General features: G+C 70.0%; 17 protein-coding genes and 1 pseudogene. 8 read left to right on the top strand and 10 right to left on the bottom strand.

Annotated elements, in window-relative coordinates; genetic code table 11:
- Positions 1 to 18: 18 nt before the first annotated feature.
- From GVV76_RS02815 to GVV76_RS02835, 6 genes and pseudogenes are all read right to left on the bottom strand, one after another.
- Positions 19 to 1,014, bottom strand: a complete 996-nt coding sequence (locus tag GVV76_RS02815; protein ID WP_236263172.1) for an AAA family ATPase — start codon at positions 1,012 to 1,014, stop codon at positions 19 to 21.
- A gap of 102 nt (positions 1,015 to 1,116) precedes the next feature.
- Positions 1,117 to 1,293 (bottom strand): annotated as a pseudogene (locus GVV76_RS10685) (AAA family ATPase); the annotation flags it as partial.
- A 28-nt stretch (positions 1,294 to 1,321) separates the two neighbouring features.
- Positions 1,322 to 3,175 carry an alpha-glucosidase gene (locus GVV76_RS02820; protein WP_159624846.1) on the bottom strand — a complete coding sequence of 618 codons (1,854 nt, stop codon included), beginning with the start codon at positions 3,173 to 3,175 and terminating at the stop codon, positions 1,322 to 1,324.
- A 202-nt stretch (positions 3,176 to 3,377) separates the two neighbouring features.
- Positions 3,378 to 4,286 (bottom strand): carbohydrate ABC transporter permease, encoded by a 909-nt coding sequence (locus GVV76_RS02825; protein ID WP_159524158.1) that lies wholly within the window; start codon positions 4,284 to 4,286, stop codon positions 3,378 to 3,380.
- A gap of 6 nt (positions 4,287 to 4,292) precedes the next feature.
- The gene (locus GVV76_RS02830; RefSeq protein WP_236263174.1) at positions 4,293 to 5,222 is read right to left on the bottom strand and encodes a carbohydrate ABC transporter permease; all 930 of its coding nucleotides are present in this window, start codon (positions 5,220 to 5,222) and stop codon (positions 4,293 to 4,295) included.
- A gap of 9 nt (positions 5,223 to 5,231) precedes the next feature.
- Positions 5,232 to 6,503: an ABC transporter substrate-binding protein gene (locus GVV76_RS02835; protein ID WP_159624848.1), complete on the bottom strand. Its 1,272-nt coding sequence runs from the start codon at positions 6,501 to 6,503 to the stop codon at positions 5,232 to 5,234.
- Positions 6,504 to 6,647: 144 nt separating this feature from the next.
- Here GVV76_RS02835 and GVV76_RS02840 point away from each other — a divergent pair, with 144 nt between their 5' ends.
- From GVV76_RS02840 to GVV76_RS02855, 4 genes are all read left to right on the top strand, one after another.
- Entirely contained in the window at positions 6,648 to 7,892 is a 1,245-nt protein-coding gene (locus GVV76_RS02840; RefSeq protein WP_236263176.1) for an ROK family transcriptional regulator, read from the top strand.
- 244 nt (positions 7,893 to 8,136) lie between these two features.
- Positions 8,137 to 8,865 (top strand): hypothetical protein, encoded by a 729-nt coding sequence (locus GVV76_RS02845; protein WP_159624850.1) that lies wholly within the window; start codon positions 8,137 to 8,139, stop codon positions 8,863 to 8,865.
- Entirely contained in the window at positions 8,862 to 9,524 is a 663-nt protein-coding gene (locus GVV76_RS10325; protein ID WP_159524155.1) for an OmpA family protein, read from the top strand. The genes GVV76_RS02845 and GVV76_RS10325 overlap by 4 nt, the downstream gene beginning before the upstream one ends.
- A 71-nt stretch (positions 9,525 to 9,595) precedes the next feature.
- Positions 9,596 to 10,273 (top strand): sugar O-acetyltransferase, encoded by a 678-nt coding sequence (locus tag GVV76_RS02855; protein WP_159624852.1) that lies wholly within the window; start codon positions 9,596 to 9,598, stop codon positions 10,271 to 10,273.
- A gap of 134 nt (positions 10,274 to 10,407) precedes the next feature.
- Here GVV76_RS02855 and GVV76_RS02860 read toward each other — a convergent pair whose 3' ends face one another.
- From GVV76_RS02860 to GVV76_RS02870, 3 genes are read right to left on the bottom strand one after another with little or no spacing between them, the layout of a single operon-like run.
- Complete coding sequence (locus GVV76_RS02860; protein ID WP_159624854.1) at positions 10,408 to 11,283, bottom strand: carbohydrate ABC transporter permease; 876 nt, start codon at positions 11,281 to 11,283, stop codon at positions 10,408 to 10,410.
- A complete protein-coding gene (locus tag GVV76_RS02865; protein WP_159624856.1) occupies positions 11,280 to 12,302 on the bottom strand; it encodes a carbohydrate ABC transporter permease in 1,023 nt (340 codons plus the stop codon). The genes GVV76_RS02860 and GVV76_RS02865 overlap by 4 nt, the downstream gene beginning before the upstream one ends.
- Before the next feature lie 58 nt (positions 12,303 to 12,360).
- Entirely contained in the window at positions 12,361 to 13,641 is a 1,281-nt protein-coding gene (locus GVV76_RS02870; protein WP_159624858.1) for an ABC transporter substrate-binding protein, read from the bottom strand.
- Between the two features lie 280 nt (positions 13,642 to 13,921).
- On the opposite strand from GVV76_RS02870, the gene GVV76_RS02875 reads away from it, so the two are divergent.
- The 3 genes from GVV76_RS02875 to GVV76_RS02885 all read left to right on the top strand — a co-directional run bounded on the left by GVV76_RS02875 (position 13,922) and on the right by GVV76_RS02885 (position 16,506).
- Positions 13,922 to 14,839 carry a cation diffusion facilitator family transporter gene (locus GVV76_RS02875; protein WP_159624860.1) on the top strand — a complete coding sequence of 306 codons (918 nt, stop codon included), beginning with the start codon at positions 13,922 to 13,924 and terminating at the stop codon, positions 14,837 to 14,839.
- Between the two features lie 143 nt (positions 14,840 to 14,982).
- Positions 14,983 to 16,005 carry a nitronate monooxygenase gene (locus GVV76_RS02880; protein ID WP_201292184.1) on the top strand — a complete coding sequence of 341 codons (1,023 nt, stop codon included), beginning with the start codon at positions 14,983 to 14,985 and terminating at the stop codon, positions 16,003 to 16,005.
- Between the two features lie 12 nt (positions 16,006 to 16,017).
- The gene (locus tag GVV76_RS02885) at positions 16,018 to 16,506 is read left to right on the top strand and encodes an MBL fold metallo-hydrolase (RefSeq protein WP_159624862.1); all 489 of its coding nucleotides are present in this window, start codon (positions 16,018 to 16,020) and stop codon (positions 16,504 to 16,506) included.
- A gap of 71 nt (positions 16,507 to 16,577) precedes the next feature.
- Here GVV76_RS02885 and GVV76_RS02890 read toward each other — a convergent pair whose 3' ends face one another.
- Positions 16,578 to 19,487 (bottom strand): UvrD-helicase domain-containing protein, encoded by a 2,910-nt coding sequence (locus GVV76_RS02890; RefSeq protein ID WP_159624864.1) that lies wholly within the window; start codon positions 19,485 to 19,487, stop codon positions 16,578 to 16,580.
- A 201-nt stretch (positions 19,488 to 19,688) separates the two neighbouring features.
- Between GVV76_RS02890 and GVV76_RS02895 the strand changes: the two genes are divergently transcribed.
- Positions 19,689 to 20,318, top strand: a complete 630-nt coding sequence (locus GVV76_RS02895) for a hypothetical protein (protein ID WP_159524146.1) — start codon at positions 19,689 to 19,691, stop codon at positions 20,316 to 20,318.
- Positions 20,319 to 20,551: the final 233 nt, after the last annotated feature.

Genomic DNA, 20,551 nt, shown 5'->3' on the forward strand with positions numbered 1-20,551 from the left:
ACCAGATTCTCGGCCCCATCACATGGCTCCGACGAGTCGCAAGAAGTCCGAGTAGTCGCCCCCGTCATCCTCGGAAGGACCGGTGAGCAGCCCCTGGGACACCACGCGCCCGAGAGTCCCCCGCGCCATGGCGCGGTCGTAGCCGGGAAGGTCGGGTAGTCGTGTCACCTGTCCGTCATGACAGACGAGCACATCCTCGGCACGGCTTCCCCCAATAGCGTCGAGGAGGGCAGGCGAGTGGGTGGTGATGATGATGGAGATCCCCGCCTGCGCGCCCGCTCCCTCGACGAGCTCGAGCAAACGGGCCGCGTGAGAGGGGTGCAGGCCGTTCTCGATCTCCTCGATGGCAACGACGCGGGCCGCGGAGGTCCGCCCGTCGTCAGGCTCTTCCTGAGCGCTCTGCGGGACGAGAAGGAGCGCGGTGGCGATGGCGAGGAACCTCAGGAGCCCATCGCTCATCGACCTGGCACCTGTACGAGCGGCCCCCGACTCCCTGAGCGCGAGCATGACCTCGCGACCGTCATTCGCGGTGATGAAGTCAAGCGCCTCGATAGGACAGCCCGCAACTTCCCGGGCAAGCGCCTCAAGCCTGCTGAACAGCGATGGGCGCTCAGATCTCATGAGACACACGAGGGCCGGCTCGATCTCCCTGCGACCCCGCAAGACATAGTCCTTCATGCTGGTCACATCCGCGTTCAGGATCACCGCGTTCCGCAGCGTCCGAAGAACGATGCCAGCGGCCTCAGCGCTGCGAGGATCATGAGAAATGGTCGCGATACCGCCTGGGAAGAAAGACAGCGCGGTAAAGGACCTCGGGATCTTGAAAGCCGGCAAAGGCCCAATCGCGACCGTTAACTCCTCCTCGTCATCGCCGGAGAGGGCTGTGAGCAACGGGGTTGGATCCTGCTGGTCGTCGCCCCGGAGCTTGAGCGTCTCAGCCACAACCCCTGGCTCTTCTCCCACCTCGACCTCGACATCGTAGAGGTAGTCGACGGCGCCGTCCGCCCCGCTCACGCGAACCGTGCACCCGAGGGCGAACGAGCTCTCACCATGCGGCGCCAGGCCTTTCGCCCCGCCTCGCACTGGCCCGCCCTCGCGGCGGTGGCCATCGAGGCTGTCTCGCAGGCGCTCCGGCGTGGCCAGGCGCGACAGGACGTCCAGCGCGTCGAGGACGTTCGACTTGCCGCTGGAGTTCCGCCCGGTCAGCACAGTCATGCCATCCAGGGGCACGACAGCGTCCCGGAAGGACTTGAAGCAGGTGAGTCGCAGTCCGGTCAGACGCGCTGTCTTCATGCCCTCATGCTACGTGGGCAGCACCGCATCAGAGGGCGCGGCGCAGGATGAGGGAGTCCCACGCCTCCAGGCGGTCGGGGGCCCCCCGGCCCAGGACGCCGGCCTGATCCGCGGGCAGGGAGGCGGTCAGCGCGCGCTCGGCGTCGGCCCACTCCCCCAGGTCAAGGCCCTCCGCCGCGAGCCGCGCCCGCAGGGTGCCGCCCTCGGTCAGGTCCAGGGGCGCGCTCCCGTAGGCGGCTAGGAGGAGGAGCTGGCGCGCGGCGCCGTCGGCGCCCTTCCATGAGCGCAGGATGATCCAGGTGTCGGGGCTGGCGGCGTCGAGGAGCCGGAAGGCGCCCAGCGCCATCGCAGGCTCGGCGTGCCGCAGGGAGATGAGCGCCCGGTAGTGCTCGAAGACGCTGCCCGGGACCCCAACCTGGCTGGCGGCGTTGACCTCGTCGGCGTTGGGGGCGACGGGGATCCACGGCGTCCCCGTGGTGAACCCGGCGCCGGGGCCCGGCTCCCACTGCACGGGCGTGCGGGCGTTGTCGCGGGAGTTCGCGCGCAGGCTGTCAACGACGGCGCCGGGGTCGTCCCCCGCGGCGACGCGCTCCCGGTAGTGGTTGAGGGACTCCAGGTCCCGGAAGGAGGAGATGTCCGGGAAGACGGTGTTCGTCATGCCCAACTCCTCGCCCTGATAGATGTAGGGCGTGCCGCGGTGCATGTGCAGGATGGAGGCCAGGGTCTTGGCGCTCATCGCCCGCAGGCCGGGATCGTCGTCCCCGAAGCGGGAGACGGCGCGGGGCTGGTCGTGGTTGTCCCAGTAGTTCGAGTTCCAACCGCGCTCGGTCAGCGCGCCATCCGGGTCGGCCTTCGGGGCGAGGGCGTCCTGCCAGGAGGCGAGGTTGGCCTTGAGTGCCACATGGTCCACGGGGACGGGGTCGAACTTCCCGCCGGGGCCGTCGGCGAGCCCCACGTGCTCGAACTGGAACACCATGTCGAGCTCTCCCCGATCGGGGGCCGTGTACAAGGGCCCGTCGGACAGGCGCACCCCGGGGGCCTCCCCCACGGTGATGATGTGGCCGGGGCGCGGGGCGAGGACCTCGCGGTTCATCTCGGCGAGGAACTCGTGGATCCTCGGCCCATTGGCGACGGCGTGGAATCCGTCCCCGAACAGGTCGCCCGGCCCCTGGGCCCCATCGACCAGCGGGTAGGTCTTGGAGACGAGGTTGATCACGTCCATCCGGAAACCATCGACGCCGCGGTCGAGCCACCAGGTCATCATGTCGTGGACGGCGCGGCGCACCTCGGGGTTCTCCCAATTGAGGTCCGGCTGCTTGCGCGAGAACAGGTGCAGGTAGAACTCCCCGGTCGTCTCGTCCCACTCCCAGGCGGGCCCCGAGAAGAAGGACCCCCAGTTGGTGGGCTCAGTGCCGGGTTGGCCGGGCTCCAGGCCCGACACCTGGCGGGGCGGCCGCCAGATGTACCAGTCGCGCTTGGCGGAGCCGACTGCGCTGCGGGAGTCGACGAACCAGGGGTGCTCGTCGCTCGTGTGGTTGACGACGAGGTCCATGACGAGCCTCATCCCCCGGGAGTGCAGGCCGGCGATAAGCGCGTCGAGGTCGGCCAGGGTGCCGAAGGCCGGGTCGATGTCGCGGTAGTCGGAGATGTCGTAGCCGTTGTCGTCCTGCGGGGAGCGGTAGACGGGGCTGAGCCAGACGGCGTCGACGCCCAGGGCGTCGAGGTAGTCCAGGCGCTCGATGATTCCGGGGATGTCCCCGACGCCGTCGCCATTGGTGTCCTGGAAGGACCGGGGGTAGACCTGGTAGACGACGGCGTGGCGCCACCAGTCGGGCTCCTGCCCGACGTGACGGGGGCTGGGGATGAGGGCGGGGTGGCTCATGGGTCTCCTCGAGGTGGTCCGGGGCGCTCGACGTCGGTGTCGCGGTGGGCGCCGAGCCGGTGGTGATCGGGCGGGAGCGGGCCGCGGCGCACGCGGGTGCCGGTGGCAGGAGCGTACGCCGCGGCCGATGGGGCGGTGCCCCTGCGCGCCACAGGGCACGAGGCCCCCTGGCGCGCGGGGGCACGTCAGCGCGGGTGCGCGCTCACTTCTGCGCGCCGCGCATGACGCCGGAGATGACCCAGCGCTGGGCGAGGACGTAGACGACGAACATGGGGGCGATCGCCATGAGGTAGGAGGCGAAGGACACCGGGTAGTTCGTGTTGAACTGGCCCTGGAAGACGTACTGGGCCAGGGGCAGCGTCGCCTTGGACTGGTCGGTGAGGATGACCAGCGGCAGGAGGAAGTCGTTCCACGCCCACAGGCAGGTGAGGATGCCGACCGTGGCGTTCATCGGGGACAGCAGCGGGAAGATAATCCGCCAGAAGATGCCCCAGCGCGAGGCGCCGTCGATCGCGGCGGCCTCCTCCAACTCCTCAGGGATCGCCTTGATGAAGGAGGTGTACATGAGGATGTTGAAGGCCAGGCCGTAGACGACGTACAGCAGGATGAGGCCGGCCTCGTTGTCCAGGTGCAGCATGGCGGTCTCCCGCACCACCGGCAGCATGATGATGGGGAAGGGCACGAACAGGGCCGCCACGACGTAGTAGTACATCCACCTCACCCAGCGCCGGTGCATGTTGCGCCCCAGCGCGTAGGCAACCATCGAGTTCGACACGATGGTGAGGACCGTGGCACCCAGGGTGATGATCGTGGAGGTGAGCACGCGCCGGGGGTAGGAGGTCATCTCCCAGGCCTGGGCGAAGTTGTCGATGCGCCAGTGCTCGGGCAGCGCCCAGCCGGAGGCGGCGAGCTCGGCCGGGGTCTTGAAGGCCGTGATGATAGTGAAGTACAGGGGGACGAGGATCGTGAGGCTGAGGACGACGACGAGCAGCGTCGTCCACCAGTTGGTGCCCCCGAAGGCGGCGCGGCTGCGGCGGCGGACCTTGTAGGCAGCGGCCGGGTCGGCGCCGACGTGAGTGGTGGCCGGTCGGGCGGAGGAGGTAGTCGTCATGGCGGATCAGACCCTTTCCTGGCTCTGCGTCACACGCAGCTGGGCGAAGGACAGGATCACCACGATGAGGAAGTAGATGATGCCGTTCGCCGTCTGGTAGGCGTACTCGCCGCCCTGGAAGCCGTTCTTGAAGATGAGGTAGGAGATGGACTGGGTCGCGGTGCCGGGGCCGCCGCCGGTGAGGGCGACGATCTGGTCGAAGACCCCGAGGAAACCCTTGAAGGACAGGACCATGTTGATGCCGAGGTAGGGGATGATGAGCGGCAGCGTCATCGACCACAAGCGGCGCACGGGTCCGGCGCCGTCGAGGGCGGAGGCCTCGTAGATCTCCTCCGGCACGGTCTGGAGCCCGGCGAGGTAGATGATCGTCGTGTAGGCGACTGACTGCCACACGCCGACGACGACGATGGCGAGCCAGGCGAGGTCCTCGTTGGCCAGCAGGGAGGTGCTCAGCCACTGCCAGCCCAGCGCCTGGCCGACCTGGGGCAGGTTGTTGGTCAGCAGGTAGCTGAAGATGTAGGACACGACGAGGACCGGCAGGATGTAGGGCACGAAGAACACGCCGCGCCACAGGCTCTGGGCCTTGAGCCGCGTGTTGAGCAGGAGGGCCAGGCCCAACGCGATGACGTTGGTGAGCACCGAGGCGACGATCGCGTACTTGAAGGTGAAGAGGTAGGAGCCCCAGATGATGTCGTCGCGCAGGAGGTTCGTGTAGTTCGTCAGGCCGACGAAGCGCCAGTCGCCGTAGCCCTGGAAGTTCGTGAAGGTGTAGAAGACGCCGGTGAGCAGGGGGATCGTGAGCAGGACGGTGAAGATGAGCGCCGCGGGCACGATCATCCACACGAAGGCGGGCTCGATCGGCTTGGGCCGGTTGCTCGGCCGGGGCTGGGCGCCGGCGTCCTGGGCGGGTGCGGCCTGGGTGGTACGTGCTGTCATGGTTCCGCCTCAGGATGTCTCGTTGATGCGCGTGACGACCTTGTCCCACTGGGTGTCGAGGGTCTGGATGAGGGCCTCGAGGTCGCCGTTGAAGAGGTACTGCTGGAGGTAGGCGTTAAGCGTGATCGCCTGCGGGAAGTTGTGGTCGGAGTAGGTGGCCAGGCGCTCGTCGTCGACGTAGGGCTGGAGGCCCTCAAGCGCGGGGTCGTCGGCCCTGAGGGTGGTGAGCGTGGGGTAGGCGGTCTGCTGGGCGCAGTAGGCGGACATGTTGGCCTCGCTCATGATGTGCTTCAGGAAGCGCTGGCTCTCCTCGGGGTGGGCGGGGTCCTTGCCCATGGTGAAGGCGACGTCGACGCCGGAGACGACCTTGGTGTCGGCCTTGTCGTCGGCGGGGGTGGCGAAGGTGCCGAGGTTGATGTCCGGGTTGTAGGAGCGGATCGCGGGGATGGCGTAGGTGCCGTGCCAGTACATGGCGCCCTTGCCCTGGGCGAAGCCCTGGTTGCCGTCGTTGTAGCCCAGGGCGGCCTTGTCGTCGTTGCCGTACTGGTAGGCCTGGAGCATCTTCTCGAAGACGGGGCTCAGCTCGCGAAAGGACGTGCGTCCGTCGATGACGCGGCGCCTGCCGTACCAGGCGGCGACGCCGTCGGTGAGGAAGGAGCCGGACAGGGAGGAGAAGGCGGGCGCCCCCGTCCAGTTGTCCTTGGTGGCCCAGTAGAAGGGGTTGATGCCCTGCGCCTGGAGCGCCTGGCAGACCTCGATGAGCTCGGCCCACGTGGTGGGTGGCTCGACGCCGGCGGACTCGAAGACGTCCTTGTTGTAGATGATGCCGGAGCCGTTGTCGGCGAAGGCGAGGCCGTTGGTCTGGCCCTCGGCGCCGGTGCCCAGGGTGTTGAGGATGCCGGCCATCGTGGGGTTGACGCCGTCGAGCAGGCCGGAGTCGGTGAAGTCGGCGAAGATGCCGGTGCGGGCGAGCGCGCCGTAGGCGTAGTCGCCGTTGATGGTGATGAGGTCGGGGACTGAGCCCTTGACCAGTCGCGCGCGCAGGGCGGTGATGTTGTCGGCCTGGAAGTTCTGGGTGACGACGACGTCGGGGTTGGCGGCGTTGAAGTCGGCGCAGATCGTGTCGAAGAGGGCGATCGCCTCGCTCTTGAACTGGAAGAGCTCGAGGTGGACTTTGCCGTCGTCGCCGGACGAGCAGCCCGCGAGCGCGCCGCCCGCTGCCGTGAGCGCCGCCGCCCCCGCCGCGGTGGCGAGGAAGGAGCGTCTGCTCAGTGCTGTCATGGAGGGACCTTCCGTGCGTCATTGCTGAGGAGTGGGTGCCGGATGCGTGGCCGGGGGCCGTGACGCATCCGTGATTATTTTGCTCTGGAATAAACGTGGGCGCAAGCCCCGGCGCCTGGCGGCCGCATGGGGCAGGATGGGGCCGTGACCCCCCGCGACCGCGCGCACCCTCCGCCCGCAGGCGCCGCCCCCGGCGCGCCCACAGGGGCCCGCGCCGCCGTGCCCACCGCCCCCGGCGCGTGGTCGGGCCTGAGCGTCACGCAGCGGCGCATCGCGCTCGAGCTCCTGCGCCACGGGCGCATGTCGCGCGCCAGCCTCATGGGGCGCGTCGGGATCTCCGCGGGGTCGATCACGCGCCTGACCTCCCCCATGCTGGAGTCCGGCACGCTGCTGGCCACGGCCGAGCAGGTCAGCGCCACCGGCCGTCCGCAGTCGCACCTCGAGGTCGACGCCGGCGCCGAGCGACTCGTGGGCGTCACCCTGTCCGGCCGCCACCTCACCGCCGTGCTCACCGACCTCAGGCTGACGGTGCTGGCCTCCACCCGGCTCGAGGTCACTGACCACGCCCCCGAGGCTGTCGTGGCCCTGCTGGCGCGAGCCGTCGGCGACCTGCGCTCGCGCCTCGCCCAGGACGGGGCGCCCGTGACGGGGCTGGGCCTGACGCTGGGCGGCTCGAGCCGTGACGGGCGCACCGTCGACGAGGCAGTCTTCCTCGGCTGGCACGGCGTGCGCCTGGCCGAGGCGGTGGAGGCCGCCACCGGGATCCCCACGCTCGTCGGCAACGACCTGGCCGCGATGACGGAGCAGGAGTTGTGGTTCGGCGCCGGGCGCGAGCACGAGCGCTTCAGCCTCGTGACCGTGGGCGCCGGCATCGGCCACGGGCTCGTCGTGGGCGGCTCGGTCATCTCCTCGCCCGACGCCCAGCTCGGCCTGGCGGGCATGGTGCCCGTGCCCGACGGCGCTCACCCCCCGGTCTCCTCGCCCGCCATGGCCTGCCTGACCGACGCCGCCCTCGAGCGCGCCTGGTCCCAGCGCCTGGCGGCCGGTCGCCACCGGAGCCCCGACCGGGGCGCGCGCGCCGCCCGCATCCTGTCCCTGGCCGAGGACGGCGACGGTGACGCCATGGACGTGTGCGCCTCCTTCGCGCTCCGCCTGGGCCGCTTCATCGGCATCACCGCGGCCTTCACCCTGCCCGAGACGGTCATCGTCGCGGGCGAGCGCTCCGGCGTCGCCTCCCTGTTCGAGGACCAGGTCATGCTCGGGATCGCCGCGGTGCGCCGCCCCGGCGCCGCGCCCCTGGACGTCGTCGTGCGCGAGCACGACCGCGCCCAGTGGGCCCGCGGCGCGGCGGTGCTCGTCCTGCGCGCGCGCATCGCCGGCGAGCTCTGAGCGGGCCGGCACGGGCGTCGCGCCGCTCCCCGCTCGCAGTCGATCACGGGGCCACCGGGCGGCTCCACGGGGAGCGGATGGGCAGTGCCCATGGAGTTGGGCACTGCCCGGGGAACGGGAGCATCCTTCCCATTTCCGGCCCGCTCCCACCCTCCTAGCCTCAAGGCATCAGCGCAGGAGCGAAGACAGGAAGAAAGCACGATCCGCTGAGAATCCCTGCGCGCCGCACCCCCGAGGAGGAACCATGAATCGCATCGACCAGCCCAGGCTCGGCAGCGACCCGGCGGCCGGGTCCCGTCCCGCTGCCGGGCGGCACCGCCGCGCCCTCGTCGGCGTCGTCCTCGTCACCGCGCTCGCCGCTGCTGGCCTGGGGGCCTGCGGCATCGGCGGCAAGGAAGACGTCGTCTCCGATACCGCCGCCCAGGCGCAGCCCGTGGACCCGGCCGTCGCCCAGCTCCTCGATCTCACCGCGGCGAACGTCGGCGCGAAAAAGCCCATCGACGTCTCCACCGAGCTGCCCTCGCTTGACACGCGCGCCACCTCGGACCAGGGCACTCCGCTGACCGTCACCCTCAATGCCGTGACCGTCAGTGGCTCCGTCACCACCGTGGTCTTCTCCGCGACGAACAACGGCAAGGGCGGGAGCAGCCGCTGGCAGGTCTCTGATTTCTTCTCCGACGGCGAGAGGAAATACCCCATCGACTCCGCCGGCCACAAGTCCGAGAACTGGGGGAAGAGCGATAACACCGATGGGGTCTACATCACCGACACCACGAATCAGAAGGTTTACCGCACCGCCTATGACACCTCCGGGGGCTGCCTGTGCTCGGGGAATCTCAGCCCGGCATTCGTCAGCGAGGGGCGGACGCTGGTCTTCCAGACCTCCTTCGCGGCTCTCCCCGAGGGCGTGAGCACGGTGGACGTGTCGATCCCGGGAGCCGGGACCTTCAGCAACGTGAAGGTAACGCGATGAGCGCCCCGGCCCGTCGGGCATCACTGCGCGCGGCGGCCTGCGCCGTCGCCCTCGCGGGGGCACTGGCGCTCGGGGGCGCCGCGAGCGCGGCCACCCCCACCCCGAGGGCCGACGACTCCTCGAGGTACTCGCCCAAGGCCTCGACCCTGCCCTCGCTCACCCAGGCGGCGCCCCCGGAGACCGCATCGACCGTCACGCACATCGCCGCCCCGGTGCTCGACCTCGCCCTGCCGGTGCTGGACATCATCGCCCCGGTGGCCAGCGCTGATGGCGCGGTGAGCACGAGCAAGGTCGGCAATACGACGACGGCGACGCTGTCCAACGACGTCACCTTCGACGTCGACTCCGCGACGCTCACCACGCGCGCCACCCAGGTCCTCGACTCGATCGTCACCGGCTGGGCGGGCACGGCCCCGGCAGAGGTGACCGTGGTGGGGCACACGGACTCCGTGGCCGACGACGCGTACAACCAGGCGCTGTCGGAGAAGCGCGCCCGGGCGGTGGCCGACTACCTCATCTCGAAGTCCCCGGGACTCAAGGTGACGGCGTCCGGCAAGGGCGAGACGGAGCCAGTGGCCTCCGAGACCAAGGAGGACGGCTCGGTCTCCGAGGAAGGCAAGGCCGCCAACCGCCGAGTGGTGCTCACCTGGAAGCAGTAGCGCCTTCCCGCCCCAGGGGCGGCGGCTTGGTCCCATGCGGGATCGGGCCGCCGCTCGCTAGGCTTAGACCCATGCCGGGCACTCAGAGCACCACGCCGAACGGCGCCCCCGACCAAGCCGGCGCTTCCGAGCGCTTCCCCGAGGCCGCACCCTTCTTCGCCGGGGACGAGCGCTCCAACCGCGAGCGCATGATCGCCGGGGACTGGTACGTGGCCGATGATCCGGAGAACTCCCGCATCTCCGCGGCCGCGCGCCGCGCCCTCCACCTCTACGAGGAGGCCTTCAACCTCGGCGAGCCGGGGGCCGAGGAGCACCTGCGCGCGGCGATCCCGCACCTGGGCCCCGGCTGCAAGCTGCTGCCGCCGGTGCGCGTGGACTACGGCGATCGGATCACGGTCGGCGAGGGGACCTTCGTGAACTACGGGCTCGTGGCCCTCGACGTCGCCGAGATCCGCATCGGCGCGCATTGCCAGATCGGCCCGGGCGTCCAACTGCTCACCCCGATCCACCCCTTGGAGCCGACGGCCCGCAGGGCGGGCCTGGAGTCGGCCGACCCAATCACCATCGGGGACAACACGTGGCTGGGCGGCGGCGTCATCGTCTGCCCGGGCGTGACGATCGGCGAGGGCTGCGTGGTGGGGGCCGGAGCCGTCGTCACCAGGGACCTTCCGCCCTACTCACTGGCGGTGGGCAATCCCGCGCGCATCATCCGCTCCCTCGACGACTCCACTTTCGCACCGCGCCACTGAGGACCCCGGCAGCGCCGCGGGGCGGCGCCGTCGAGAGCCGCCGGACCCGGGGCGCGAGCGGTGGCCCTAGATGGCCGTCCGGCCCGCCTCCCCCGGCGGGCGGGCCGGGCGCCGTCCTGGCCGGGGCCGCTCGCTCACTGCTTGAGGCCGCCCGCGGCCAGGCCGGCGACGATGCGGCGCTGGAAGAGCAGCACCATGATGATCAGCGGGATCGTCATGATGACCCCGGCGGCCATCTGGGAGCCGAAGGGCGTGTTGAACTGCGAGTCACCGGTGAACTTGGACAGCAGTACCGTGGCGGGCTGCATGGTCGGCTTGTTGATCATCGTGACGGCCACGAGGAACTCGTTCCACGCGCCGATGAAGATGATGATCGCGGTGGTGAAGATGCCCGGGGCCGCGATCGGCAGGATGACCTTGCGGAAGGCCTGGCCGGGGGTGCAGCCGTCCACCATGGCGGACTGCTCGAGTTCGATCGGCATCTGGCGGAAGAAGCTCGTCAGGTTCCACACCGCCAGGGGCAGTGAGAAGGACAGGTCGGGGACGATCATCGCCTGGTAGGTGTTGATCCAGCCCCAGTCGGTGAAGTTCTTCAGCAGCGGCACCATGATCGCCACGAGGGGGAACATGGAGGTCGCCAGCACGACGATGAGGAGCACCCCCTTGCCCCGGAAGTCCAGGCGGGCCAGGGCGTAGGACGTGAACGTGGCCACGGCCAGCGCGACGATCGTGACGACGACGGACACGATAAGCGAGTTGAGCAGGCCCTGCCCGAAGTAGTTCCCCGAGGAGAAGACCGATTCGTAGTTCTCCAGGGAGGGGTGGGCGGGCCACCAGGAGTTGTCGAAGACCTCGGTGTCCGGGCGCAGGGAGGAGACGAGCATCCAGTAGAAGGGCGCCAGGCAGTAGATGACGATGAGGACGATGCCGAAGGTAGAGGCGATCTCGCCCCAGGAGTGCTTCTTGCTCGGCCGCTCGATCGCGTGCGTCGGTGTTGCTGAGGCGCTCATGAGTCACTCCTGTCGGCCGAGGCGGATGCGGGGCGCTTGGGCAGGAAGGCCGAGGCCGGGAGCCTCCCATCGCTCCTCTTCCTCCTGCGTCTCTTCTCCGGCCCCGTGCCCAGGTCGGCGTGGGTGATCCTGGTGAAGGCGAGGGCGAAGACGAAGACGTAGAGGAACAGGAAGAGCGCGTACACCGCCCCCGAGCCGTAGCGCAGGTTGGAGGCCTCGTCCTGGACGAGCATCGAGATGGTCTCCACGCTCGCCTTGCGCGGCCCGATGAGAATGTAGGGGAGGTCGAACATCCTCAGGGCGTCCAGCGCACGGAAGAGGACGGCCACGGCCAGGGCGGGCTTGACCAGTGGCAGTGTGATGCGGGTGAAGCGCTGCCAGGTGGTGGCGCCGTCGATCTTGGCGGCCTCGTAGACCTCGTCGGGGATGACCTGGAGGCCGGCGAGTGTGAGCAGCCCGATGTAGGGGGCGGTCTTCCACACGTCGGTGATGATGATGGCCATCTTCGCGGTCAGGTCGCCGGACGCCCACATGATGTGGTGGCCGAGGACGGCGTTGGCCACGCCGTTCTGGTTGAAGATCCAGGCCCACAGGATGGAGGACACGGCGGTCGGGATGGCCCAGGGCACGAGGATCGCGGCGCGCACGATGCCGCGTCCCCTCATGGCCCTGTGCATGATGATCGCCATGGCGACGCCCAGGAGGGTCTCCAGGACGACGGTGACGACCCCGAACAGGGTGGTGTTGTAGACCGCGTTCCAGAATCGGTCCCCGGAGCCGGAGAAGATCCTGGTGTAGTTCTCGAACCCGACGAAGCGCTCGGCCTCGTCGAAGAAGCCCGTCGACTTGTTCAGCTCGGGCGGGGCGAAGAAGGACTGGTACAGGGATTGGATGACGGGGATGACGATGACGACGCCCAGGACGAGGATCGTCGGGGTGATGAGGAGCCAGGCGAGGCGCGATTGCGCCCGGCTCGCCTGGGAGCGGTGCTTGAGCGCCGCCCGCATGTCCGTGCTCATAGGCTCTTCTCGTTTCCTTCTGAGGACTTGGTACGACTAGTGGATCGCCGCCGGGCGCTCAGGCCAGGCTCTTGAGCGTCGCCTCCAAACCGGAGATCGCGGCCTGCGCGGTGGTGGCCCCAGTGATCGCCGGGTAGAGGGCGTCCTGGATGGCGGCGGTGACATCGCCGTAGTAGACGGCCTTGGGGCGGCTTCTGGCGGAGTCGAGGGACTCCCTGAGCGTGGGCAGGAAGGGGAAGGACTCCAGTTGCGCGGGGTCCTCATAGAGGGAACCGACGATTGGCGCCAGCGTCTGGGTCTCCAGCGCGTAGCGCTCGGAGTCCAGGGAGGTGAACCACTGGATGAATCTCAGCGCGGTGGCCTTGTTCCTCGAGTAGGCGGAGATCGCGCAGTTGTGGCCGCCGAGGGTCGGCACGAACTTCTTGCCGTCGATCATCGGCAGGGGCGCGACGGCGAACTTGTCCTCGCCCAGAGACTCCATGTCGTTCTTGTACTGGTAGGACCACTGCCGGTAGAAGAGGAGATCGCCGGACTCGAAGGCGTTGCGGCCGTCCTCCTCCTTCCACTCCAGGGACTCCTTGGGGATGTAGCGGCCGGCGAAGGCGTCCATGAGGTTCTGGAGCCCGGCGACGGCCTCGAGGGAGTTGATCGCGACCTCCCCCTGGTCGTCGTAGAAGGAGCCCCCGGCGGTGTTGATGAACTCCGATGCGCAGCAGGTCAGGCCCTCGTACTTGGCGTACTGGCCGCCGAAGCCCCCGATGGACGAGTGCCCGGGCAGCGCGCGCACGGCGTCGATCGCCCCCTTGATCCCCTCCCAGTCCTTGGGAGGCTCCTGGATCCCGGCCTCGGCGAGGAAGTCCTTGCGGTAGTACATCATCGAGGAGTCGGTGGCGAAGGGCATCGCGAAGAGCTTGTCCCGGTAGATCCCGGTGTCCCACACCGACTCGATGACATCGGGGCTGGCGAGCCGCTCCTGAGGCAGCTCGATGATCCAGCGGTGGGCGGCGAACTCGGCGATCCACACGAGGTCCACGGAGATGACGTCGTAGGCGTCGGACTTCGTCTGGGCGTTGTTGATCATGGACTGGCGCTGCTGGTCCGCCTCGGAGGAGAGTTCGATGAGGGTGACCTCCTCACCCGGGTTCTCAGCGTTCCACTGGTCGATCCGCTTCTTGACCATCCCCCCGGAGTTGTCCTTGCCCTGGACCCAGGTGATCGGCCCGTTCCCGGTGATCTCAGTGCTGGCGCCGGCTCCTTTGCCGCAGGCCGCGACGGCGACGCCGGCAGCCGCCAGGGCGGAGCCCTGGATGAATCGGCGACGGGGTAGCGAGCTCGTCATATGAGCCTCCTCCTTGAACCTCATCGGTGGCGGGCTGCGGGCGCCCGCGCATCGGCCACAGACATCAATGGCTATGACCCAGGTAACAGTAGATCGGTCACAGAGCGGCTTCCGTCACCTTGCGAGCAGCCCATCTGTGATCTTCAACTCAACAGATATCCGATGTTCATGCTGATGGCGACCACTTTCACGTGAGATGACGGCGATGCCGGCCCTCGCTCGCGGTAGCGTCGCCGTGATGCGCGCTCGGCGGCGCGCCCACTCGATCCAAGGAGGACCCATGGCCCACGACCATTCTGGCGGCAAGGCGATCATCGCGGCGCTGGCCGCCAACGTCGGCATCGCCGTCACGAAGGCCGTCGCCTGGCTGCTCACCGGCTCATCGTCGATGCTCGCCGAGTCGGTCCACTCCCTGGCGGACTCCGGCAATCAGGCGATCCTCCTCCTCGGCGGCAAGCGGGCCAGGCGGCAGGCCGATGAGCAGCACCAGTTCGGCTACGGGAGCTCCCGCTACCTCGCGGCGTTCATCGTCTCGATCGTCCTGTTCACCCTGGGCGGCCTGTTCGCCCTGTACGAGGCCTGGGAGAAGTTCAGCCACCCGCGCGCCATCGACTCCTGGCACTGGGTGCCGGTGGCCGTCCTCGTGGTGTCGATCGGCTTGGAGGGCTTCAGCCTGCGCACCGCGCTGCGCGAGGCGCGCGCCGCCCGCGGGAGCCGCGGCCTGCTCAGCTACATCCGCGATTCCCGGTCCCCGGAGATCCCCCTGGTCCTCCTGGAGGACATCGGCGCCCTGGTCGGGCTCGTCCTCGCCCTGGGGGGCGTGTCGATGACCCTGCTGACCGGTGACGGCCGGTGGGACGCCATCGGATCGGCATCCATCGGCCTGCTGCTCGTCGTCATCGCCCTGTTCCTGGCCTTCGAGATGTCCTCCCTGCTGCTGGGGGAGGCGGCGGCCCCCGAGCACCGTGACGCCATCCTCGCGGCGATCCCGGGCGGGGCCCTGGAATCCGTGGTCTACCTGCGCACCATCCACACCGGGCCCGAGACCCTCCTGGTGGCGGCCAAGGTGGCCGTGCCCACCGGGGCCACGGGCGCGGCGATTGCCGAGTCGATCGACGCCGCCGAGGCGCGGGTGCGCGAGGCGCTGCCGGGCCTGAGCGCCACGATCTTCCTCGAGCCCGACATCCGCCGCGCCTGAGCCGCGGCGATGAAGGCACGCAGGTGCCGTATCTCCACGTCCATGCCGCTGAAGCATAGATCATGCCTGACAGGCACTTCCCTCGGGCGCGAGGCTCTCCTAGCCTGACAGGCGGTTCCTGTCCATCGTTCCTAGGAGACACCATGGCGACCACCCCGCTGCTGGCCTCGTCGCTCCCTCTCGCTGCCGCGCCGATGGCGGGCGGGCCCTCCACCGTGGCGCTGGCCGGCGCGGTTGCCGGGGCGGGCGCCTTCCCCTTCTTGGCGGGCGGCTACCGGAGCGTCGAGGCGCTGGCAGAGCAGATCAGTCAGGCCCGCCAGCTGGGGGCCGACTTCGGCGTCAACCTCTTCGTGCCCTCGCGCGCGCCGGTCGATGATGCCGCGCTCCAGGCCTATGCGCGCGAACTGGCCCCGGAGGCGCGGGCCCACGGACTGGAGCTGAGGGTCCAGCCCGGCGATGACGACGATGGCTGGCAGGCCAAGCTCGACCTGCTGGTGAGCGACCCGGTGCCGGTGGTCTCCTTCACCTTCGGGCTTCCGGAGGACGACGTCGTCCGCCGCCTGCGCGCGGCCGGCACCACAGTGCTGGTGACCGTGACGACGGCGCGGGAAGCCGTGGCCGCTGCCGAGGCCGGGGCGGATGGGCTGGTGGTCCAGGGGCCGCGGGCTGGTGGTCACAGCGCCACCTTTGACCCTTCTCGGACGATCGGTGGCCAGGCCACGGCGGATGTGGTTCAGGAGGTGCGCGGGGCGACCACGTTGCCCGTCATCGGTACCGGTGGAGTCGGCGGTGGCGAGGACGTCCGGGCGATTCTTGCTGCCGGGGCCCAGATGGTCGCCGTCGGCACGCTGCTGCTGCGAGCCGATGAGGCGGGGACCCCTGAGACGTATCGCCGCGCCCTGGCGGACCCGGGCTTCACGCGCACGATCGTGACACGAGCGTTCAGCGGGCGGCCGGCACGCTCGTTGCGCAACGGATTCGCGCTGCGGCATCCTCATGCTCCCAGCGCCTATCCGGCGGTCAACCGCCTGACGCTGCCCCTGCGCGCGGCCGCCGCCAGGGCGGGTGACATGCAGAGGATCTCCCTGTGGGCGGGCACCGGCTGGCGTGGCGCCCACCGCGGGAGCGCGGCAGACGCTGTCGCCAGGCTCGCTGCCGCGCTGTGAGCAAGACGGCGGATGGGCGGCACGGCGCGGGGCCTGGCCGCGGGCGAGAGCCTCAGCCTCGGTGAGCTCACGATCCACGCCGTCGAGGCCGTTCATGGCCCGGCGGACGGTGAACGGGATTCACGGGGCTTCGTCAACTGCGAGGTCATCGGCTTCGTGCTCCAGGCGCGCGCGGAGCAGATGTTCCTCAGCGGTGACACCACCTCGCTGGATGGGGTGACAGCGGTGGCCGAGCGCTTCGGCCCGATGGACTACGCGGTGCTCCACGCGGGCCGGGCGAGCGTCCCAGCCAAGTTCGCGGGCCGCCCCTTGTCCATGACGGCTGACCAGGCGGCGACGGCGGCGCGAGTGCTGTCGGCCCGGCGCGTCGTCGTGGCGCACCAGACGCAGTGGGCGCACTTCACGCAGGGTCCTGCGCGCACACGGGCGGCATTCGCCACCGCCGGCCTGGGATCTGTCCTCGCTCCTAGCGAGCCCGGCGTGTGGGGGAGCCTGACCTAGGCGCGCCAGACGCGGTCGCTGCCGGCCAGTGGGAGCCGCGGAGGCTCCTCCGAGGCGGGATGGGGATTCGATCAGGCCTTGGCCAGGGGCGCTAGGCGCAGCATGAGGCGCTTGACGGCGCGGGCGCCGTCGATGGTGAACTCCACGCGGGCGACCTTCGAGCGGCCGTGTCCCTCCAGGGCGATCACGGTGCCGACGCCGTAGGTGTCGTGGCGCACGGCGTCTCCCTCTCGCAGGCCCTGGACGGCCGCGGGGAGCTCCTCCTCTCCCCCGTTGCCCGTGGACCGCTCGCTGCCATCCAGGCGGACCGGGGCGGATCCCTTCTTCGCGGCGGCGCGCTTGGCGGCCCGGTCCTTGGCGGTCTCCACGCGCCCGATCTTGCCGGTGCGCGCGGGGCGGGCGCCGATCGGGGGAGCGAAATCGTCGTCGTCGGAGTGCCAGGAGCCTCGGGAGCGGGAGCCCCTGCGACCACCCCCATCATCGCCCCAACCGCGCCCCCAGCCGGTGCCGCCCCCGCGCAGGGCGTCCATGGAGGAAGCCAGGCGCTTCCAGTCCATGGTCTCGGGCGGGATGTCATCGAGGAAGCGGGAGGCGGGCATGGCAGTGGCCTGCCCCCAGGCGGAGCGCACGGCGGCGCGGGTGACGTAGAGCCGCTCACGCGCGCGGGTGAGCGCCACATAGGCCAGGCGCCGCTCCTCGGCGAGCTCGGAGTCCTCGGCCAGGGCCCGGGAGTGAGGAAAAGTGCCATCCTCCATGCCGGTGACGAAGACGACCGGGAACTCCAGGCCCTTCGCGGTGTGGACGGTCATGAGGGTGATCTGGCCCTGCTCGGCGGCCTCATGGGCCTGCGCCGCGGCCTCCTCGCCGACGGCGCTCTCGGCGGAGGGGAGCTGATCGGAGTCGGCGACGAGGCTGACGCGCTCCAGGAAGTCGGCGAGGCTCCCCTCGGGGTTGGCGGCCTGGAAATCGGCGGCCACGGAGTGGAGTTCGGCGAGGTTCTCCACGCGGGTGGCGTCCTGGGGATCATCGGAGGCGCGCAGTTCTGCGAGATATCCGGAGGCGTCGAGGGCGGAGTCGAGGATGTCCGCGACCCCGTCGCCCGAGGCCTGCTGATGGCGCAGGCCCTCAAGGAGTTCGTGGAACCGGGTGACCTGGGCTCGGGCGCGGGTGGCCAGGCCCTCGACCCGCGGGGCCCCCTGCGCCTCGGGCTCGGTCAGGCCCGGGCGGGGCGCTCCGGCGGCGTCGGCGATGGCGTCGGAGAAGGACACGCGGTGGCGGGCGCCGTGCTCGGCGAGGGCGGCCTCGGCCTTCTCCCCCAGTCCGCGCTTGGGGACGTTGAGGATGCGGCGCAGGGAGACGTCGTCATCGGGGTTGTCCACGGCGCGCAGGTAGGCGATGGCGTCCTTGATCTCGCGCCGCTCGTAGAAGCGGGTGCCCCCGATGACCTTGTAGGGCTGGCCGGCGCGGATGAAGACCTCCTCCAGGGCGCGGGACTGGGCGTTGGTGCGGTAGAAGACCGCGATGTCCCGGGGCCTCACCCCGTGCTCGTCGGCGAGGCGGTCGATCTCGGTGGAGATCCAGCGGGCCTCGTCGTGCTCGGAGTCGGCCACGTAGCCGGTGATGGGGGCTCCGGGGCCGGAGTCGGTGAAGAGGTTCTTGGGGCGGCGCCCGGTGTTGCGCGAGATGACGGCGTTGGCGGCGTCGAGGATGTTCTGGGTGGAGCGGTAGTTCTGCTCCAGCAGAATGGTGCGGGCGGACGGGTAGTCCTGCTCGAACTCCTCGATATTGCGGATGGTGGCGCCGCGGAAGGCGTAGATGGACTGGTCGGAGTCCCCCACGACGGTCAGCTCGGCCGGGGGAAGCGCGGTTCCCTCCCCGGAGGTGCCGGGGCCGCCGACAAGCTCGCGCACGAGGATGTACTGGGCGTGGTTGGTGTCCTGGTACTCGTCAACGAGGATGTGGCGGAATCGGCGCCGGTACATCTCGGCCACCGCGGGCTTGGCCTGGAGCAGTTGGACCGCGCGCATGATGAGGTCGTCGAAGTCCAGGGCGTTGGCGGAGGCCATGCGCGACGCGTAGGCGGTGTAGACCTCGGCGAGGTGGCGCTCGAAGGGGTTGGTGGTCACCGCCTTCTCCGCGAACTCGACGGGGGTGACGAGCTCGTTCTTGAGGTCGGAGATGCGGTGGGCGAAGGCCTTGGGGGTGAATCGCTTGGGGTCGATGCCGAGCTCGCGCACGATCAGGGTGACCATCCGCGTGGAGTCGGCGGCGTCGTAGATGGAGAAGGTGGAGCGCAGGCCGGCGGCCTCGTGCTCACGGCGCAGGATGCGCACGCAGGCGGAGTGGAAGGTGGAGACCCACATGCGCCCCCCGGCGGGCCCGACGAGCCCGGTGACCCGCTCGCGCATCTCCGCGGCGGCCTTGTTGGTGAAGGTGATCGCGAGGATCTCGCCGGGATGGGCCCGGCCGGTGGCCAGCAGGTGGGCGATGCGGTGGGTCAGGACGCGGGTCTTGCCGCTCCCGGCGCCGGCGATGATGAGCAGGGGGGCGCCGGCGTGGGTGACGGCCGCGGCCTGGGGCCCGTTGAGGCCGCGGGTGAGTGCGGTGGGGTCGCCGACGGCGAGGCCCTGTTCCCGGCCGACGCCGCCTCCCGCAGGCCCTGGGTCGGGCGCTCCTGCCTGGGCGGCGCGCAGGGCGGCAGCCCTGGCCTGGGCGCGTGCGACGAGGGCGGCGGTCTCGGCCTGGCGTTCCTCCCAGGTGTCGGCAACGGAGTCGCGTTCCTCGGCGGAGGGGAACTCGTCGTCGGACTCGTATCCGGACTCGGCAGGGGCCTCGGTGTCGAGCAGGGAGTCGGCCCAGCCGTCGTCGGCGTCGAAGGAGGCCGGGGCGAGGGCCGGCAGGGCGGCCTCGACGGGGGGCGTGGCGCCGCCCTTCTGGCCGGGCATGGGCAGGGAGCCGAAGAGGGAGTCCGTCGCGTTCATTCTGGCCCCAGCCTACCGGCACCCACCCGCCCCCAGGGCCGGGCACGGCGCTGCCGCCCAGACCGCGCGAGGAGGTCACGCGCCCACCTCGACCGCGCCCGGGGAGTCCTCCCCCGGGAAGTCACCCCATGGCGCGCCTGGCCGGGGCCGTCCACACTTAAGGAGCCAGTCGGCCCGCCACCTACTACTCCGGAGACGCCTATGCGCCCGCTCCCTTCCCTCCTGTCCGTCACTGCCACTGCTGGCTTGGTTCTCAGCCTCGGCGCCTGCGGTGGCACCATCCCCGTGGCAGCGAGCACCGCTGATGCGCAGGCCTCTGCCGCAGCGGCCCTGGGCGCGCGGGACATCGACCCCATCGTCTTCAGGGACTCCGCCGCGCACCGCACCGTCACCTGCGACAAGATCATCCCGGACTACGACACGTCAGCCGTCCGGGGGGCGCCGGGACAGATCGGCAAGATCCAGGAGGAGGACACGGTCTCCCTCGTCCACTGCACGATGGACTTCGAGGATGACTCGGCGTATGAGGCCTTCGGCGGCGACGATCTCAACATCCGCCTGGAAGCCGGCCCGGGGGACGAGACCTTCCAGATGAGGTACAGCAGTCTTGAGGAGAAGCTTCTTCCGTCCCAGGGCCTGGCGGTCTTTGACAACTCCGACATGGGGAAGACCTCGGTTGACGGATGGATCATCATTCTGCGCAGGGGGCAGGGCAGCGAACTGCCGGAGCACGGTACGACCATGGTCTACGAGCGTGGCCGCGGTATCGCCGTCTCGGGCGACCAGACGGCCATCGAGTACACCGAGAGCCACGAGGTGACGTTCAAGTAGGCCTTAGCACCGCATCCCGAGCGGCGTGCTGGGCATCCCACAGGTGCGCGGGGGTCTCAGGCAGCATACAGCTCCTCCGCCGTCGCAAGAGCAGCCTCGGTGACGTACGGGTTCCGCATCGATTCCACAATCACCAGGTCGACGGGTGTGCCCATCAAGCGGGCACGGTCATCCCGGAGTCCCAGGTCATCAGCGAGCCGGTCAGCGCGCCCCGGGAGGCAGAAGCAGCCGGC

The organism is Actinomyces sp. zg296 (assembly GCF_009829695.1).
Lineage (GTDB): Bacteria > Actinomycetota > Actinomycetes > Actinomycetales > Actinomycetaceae > Actinomyces > Actinomyces marmotae.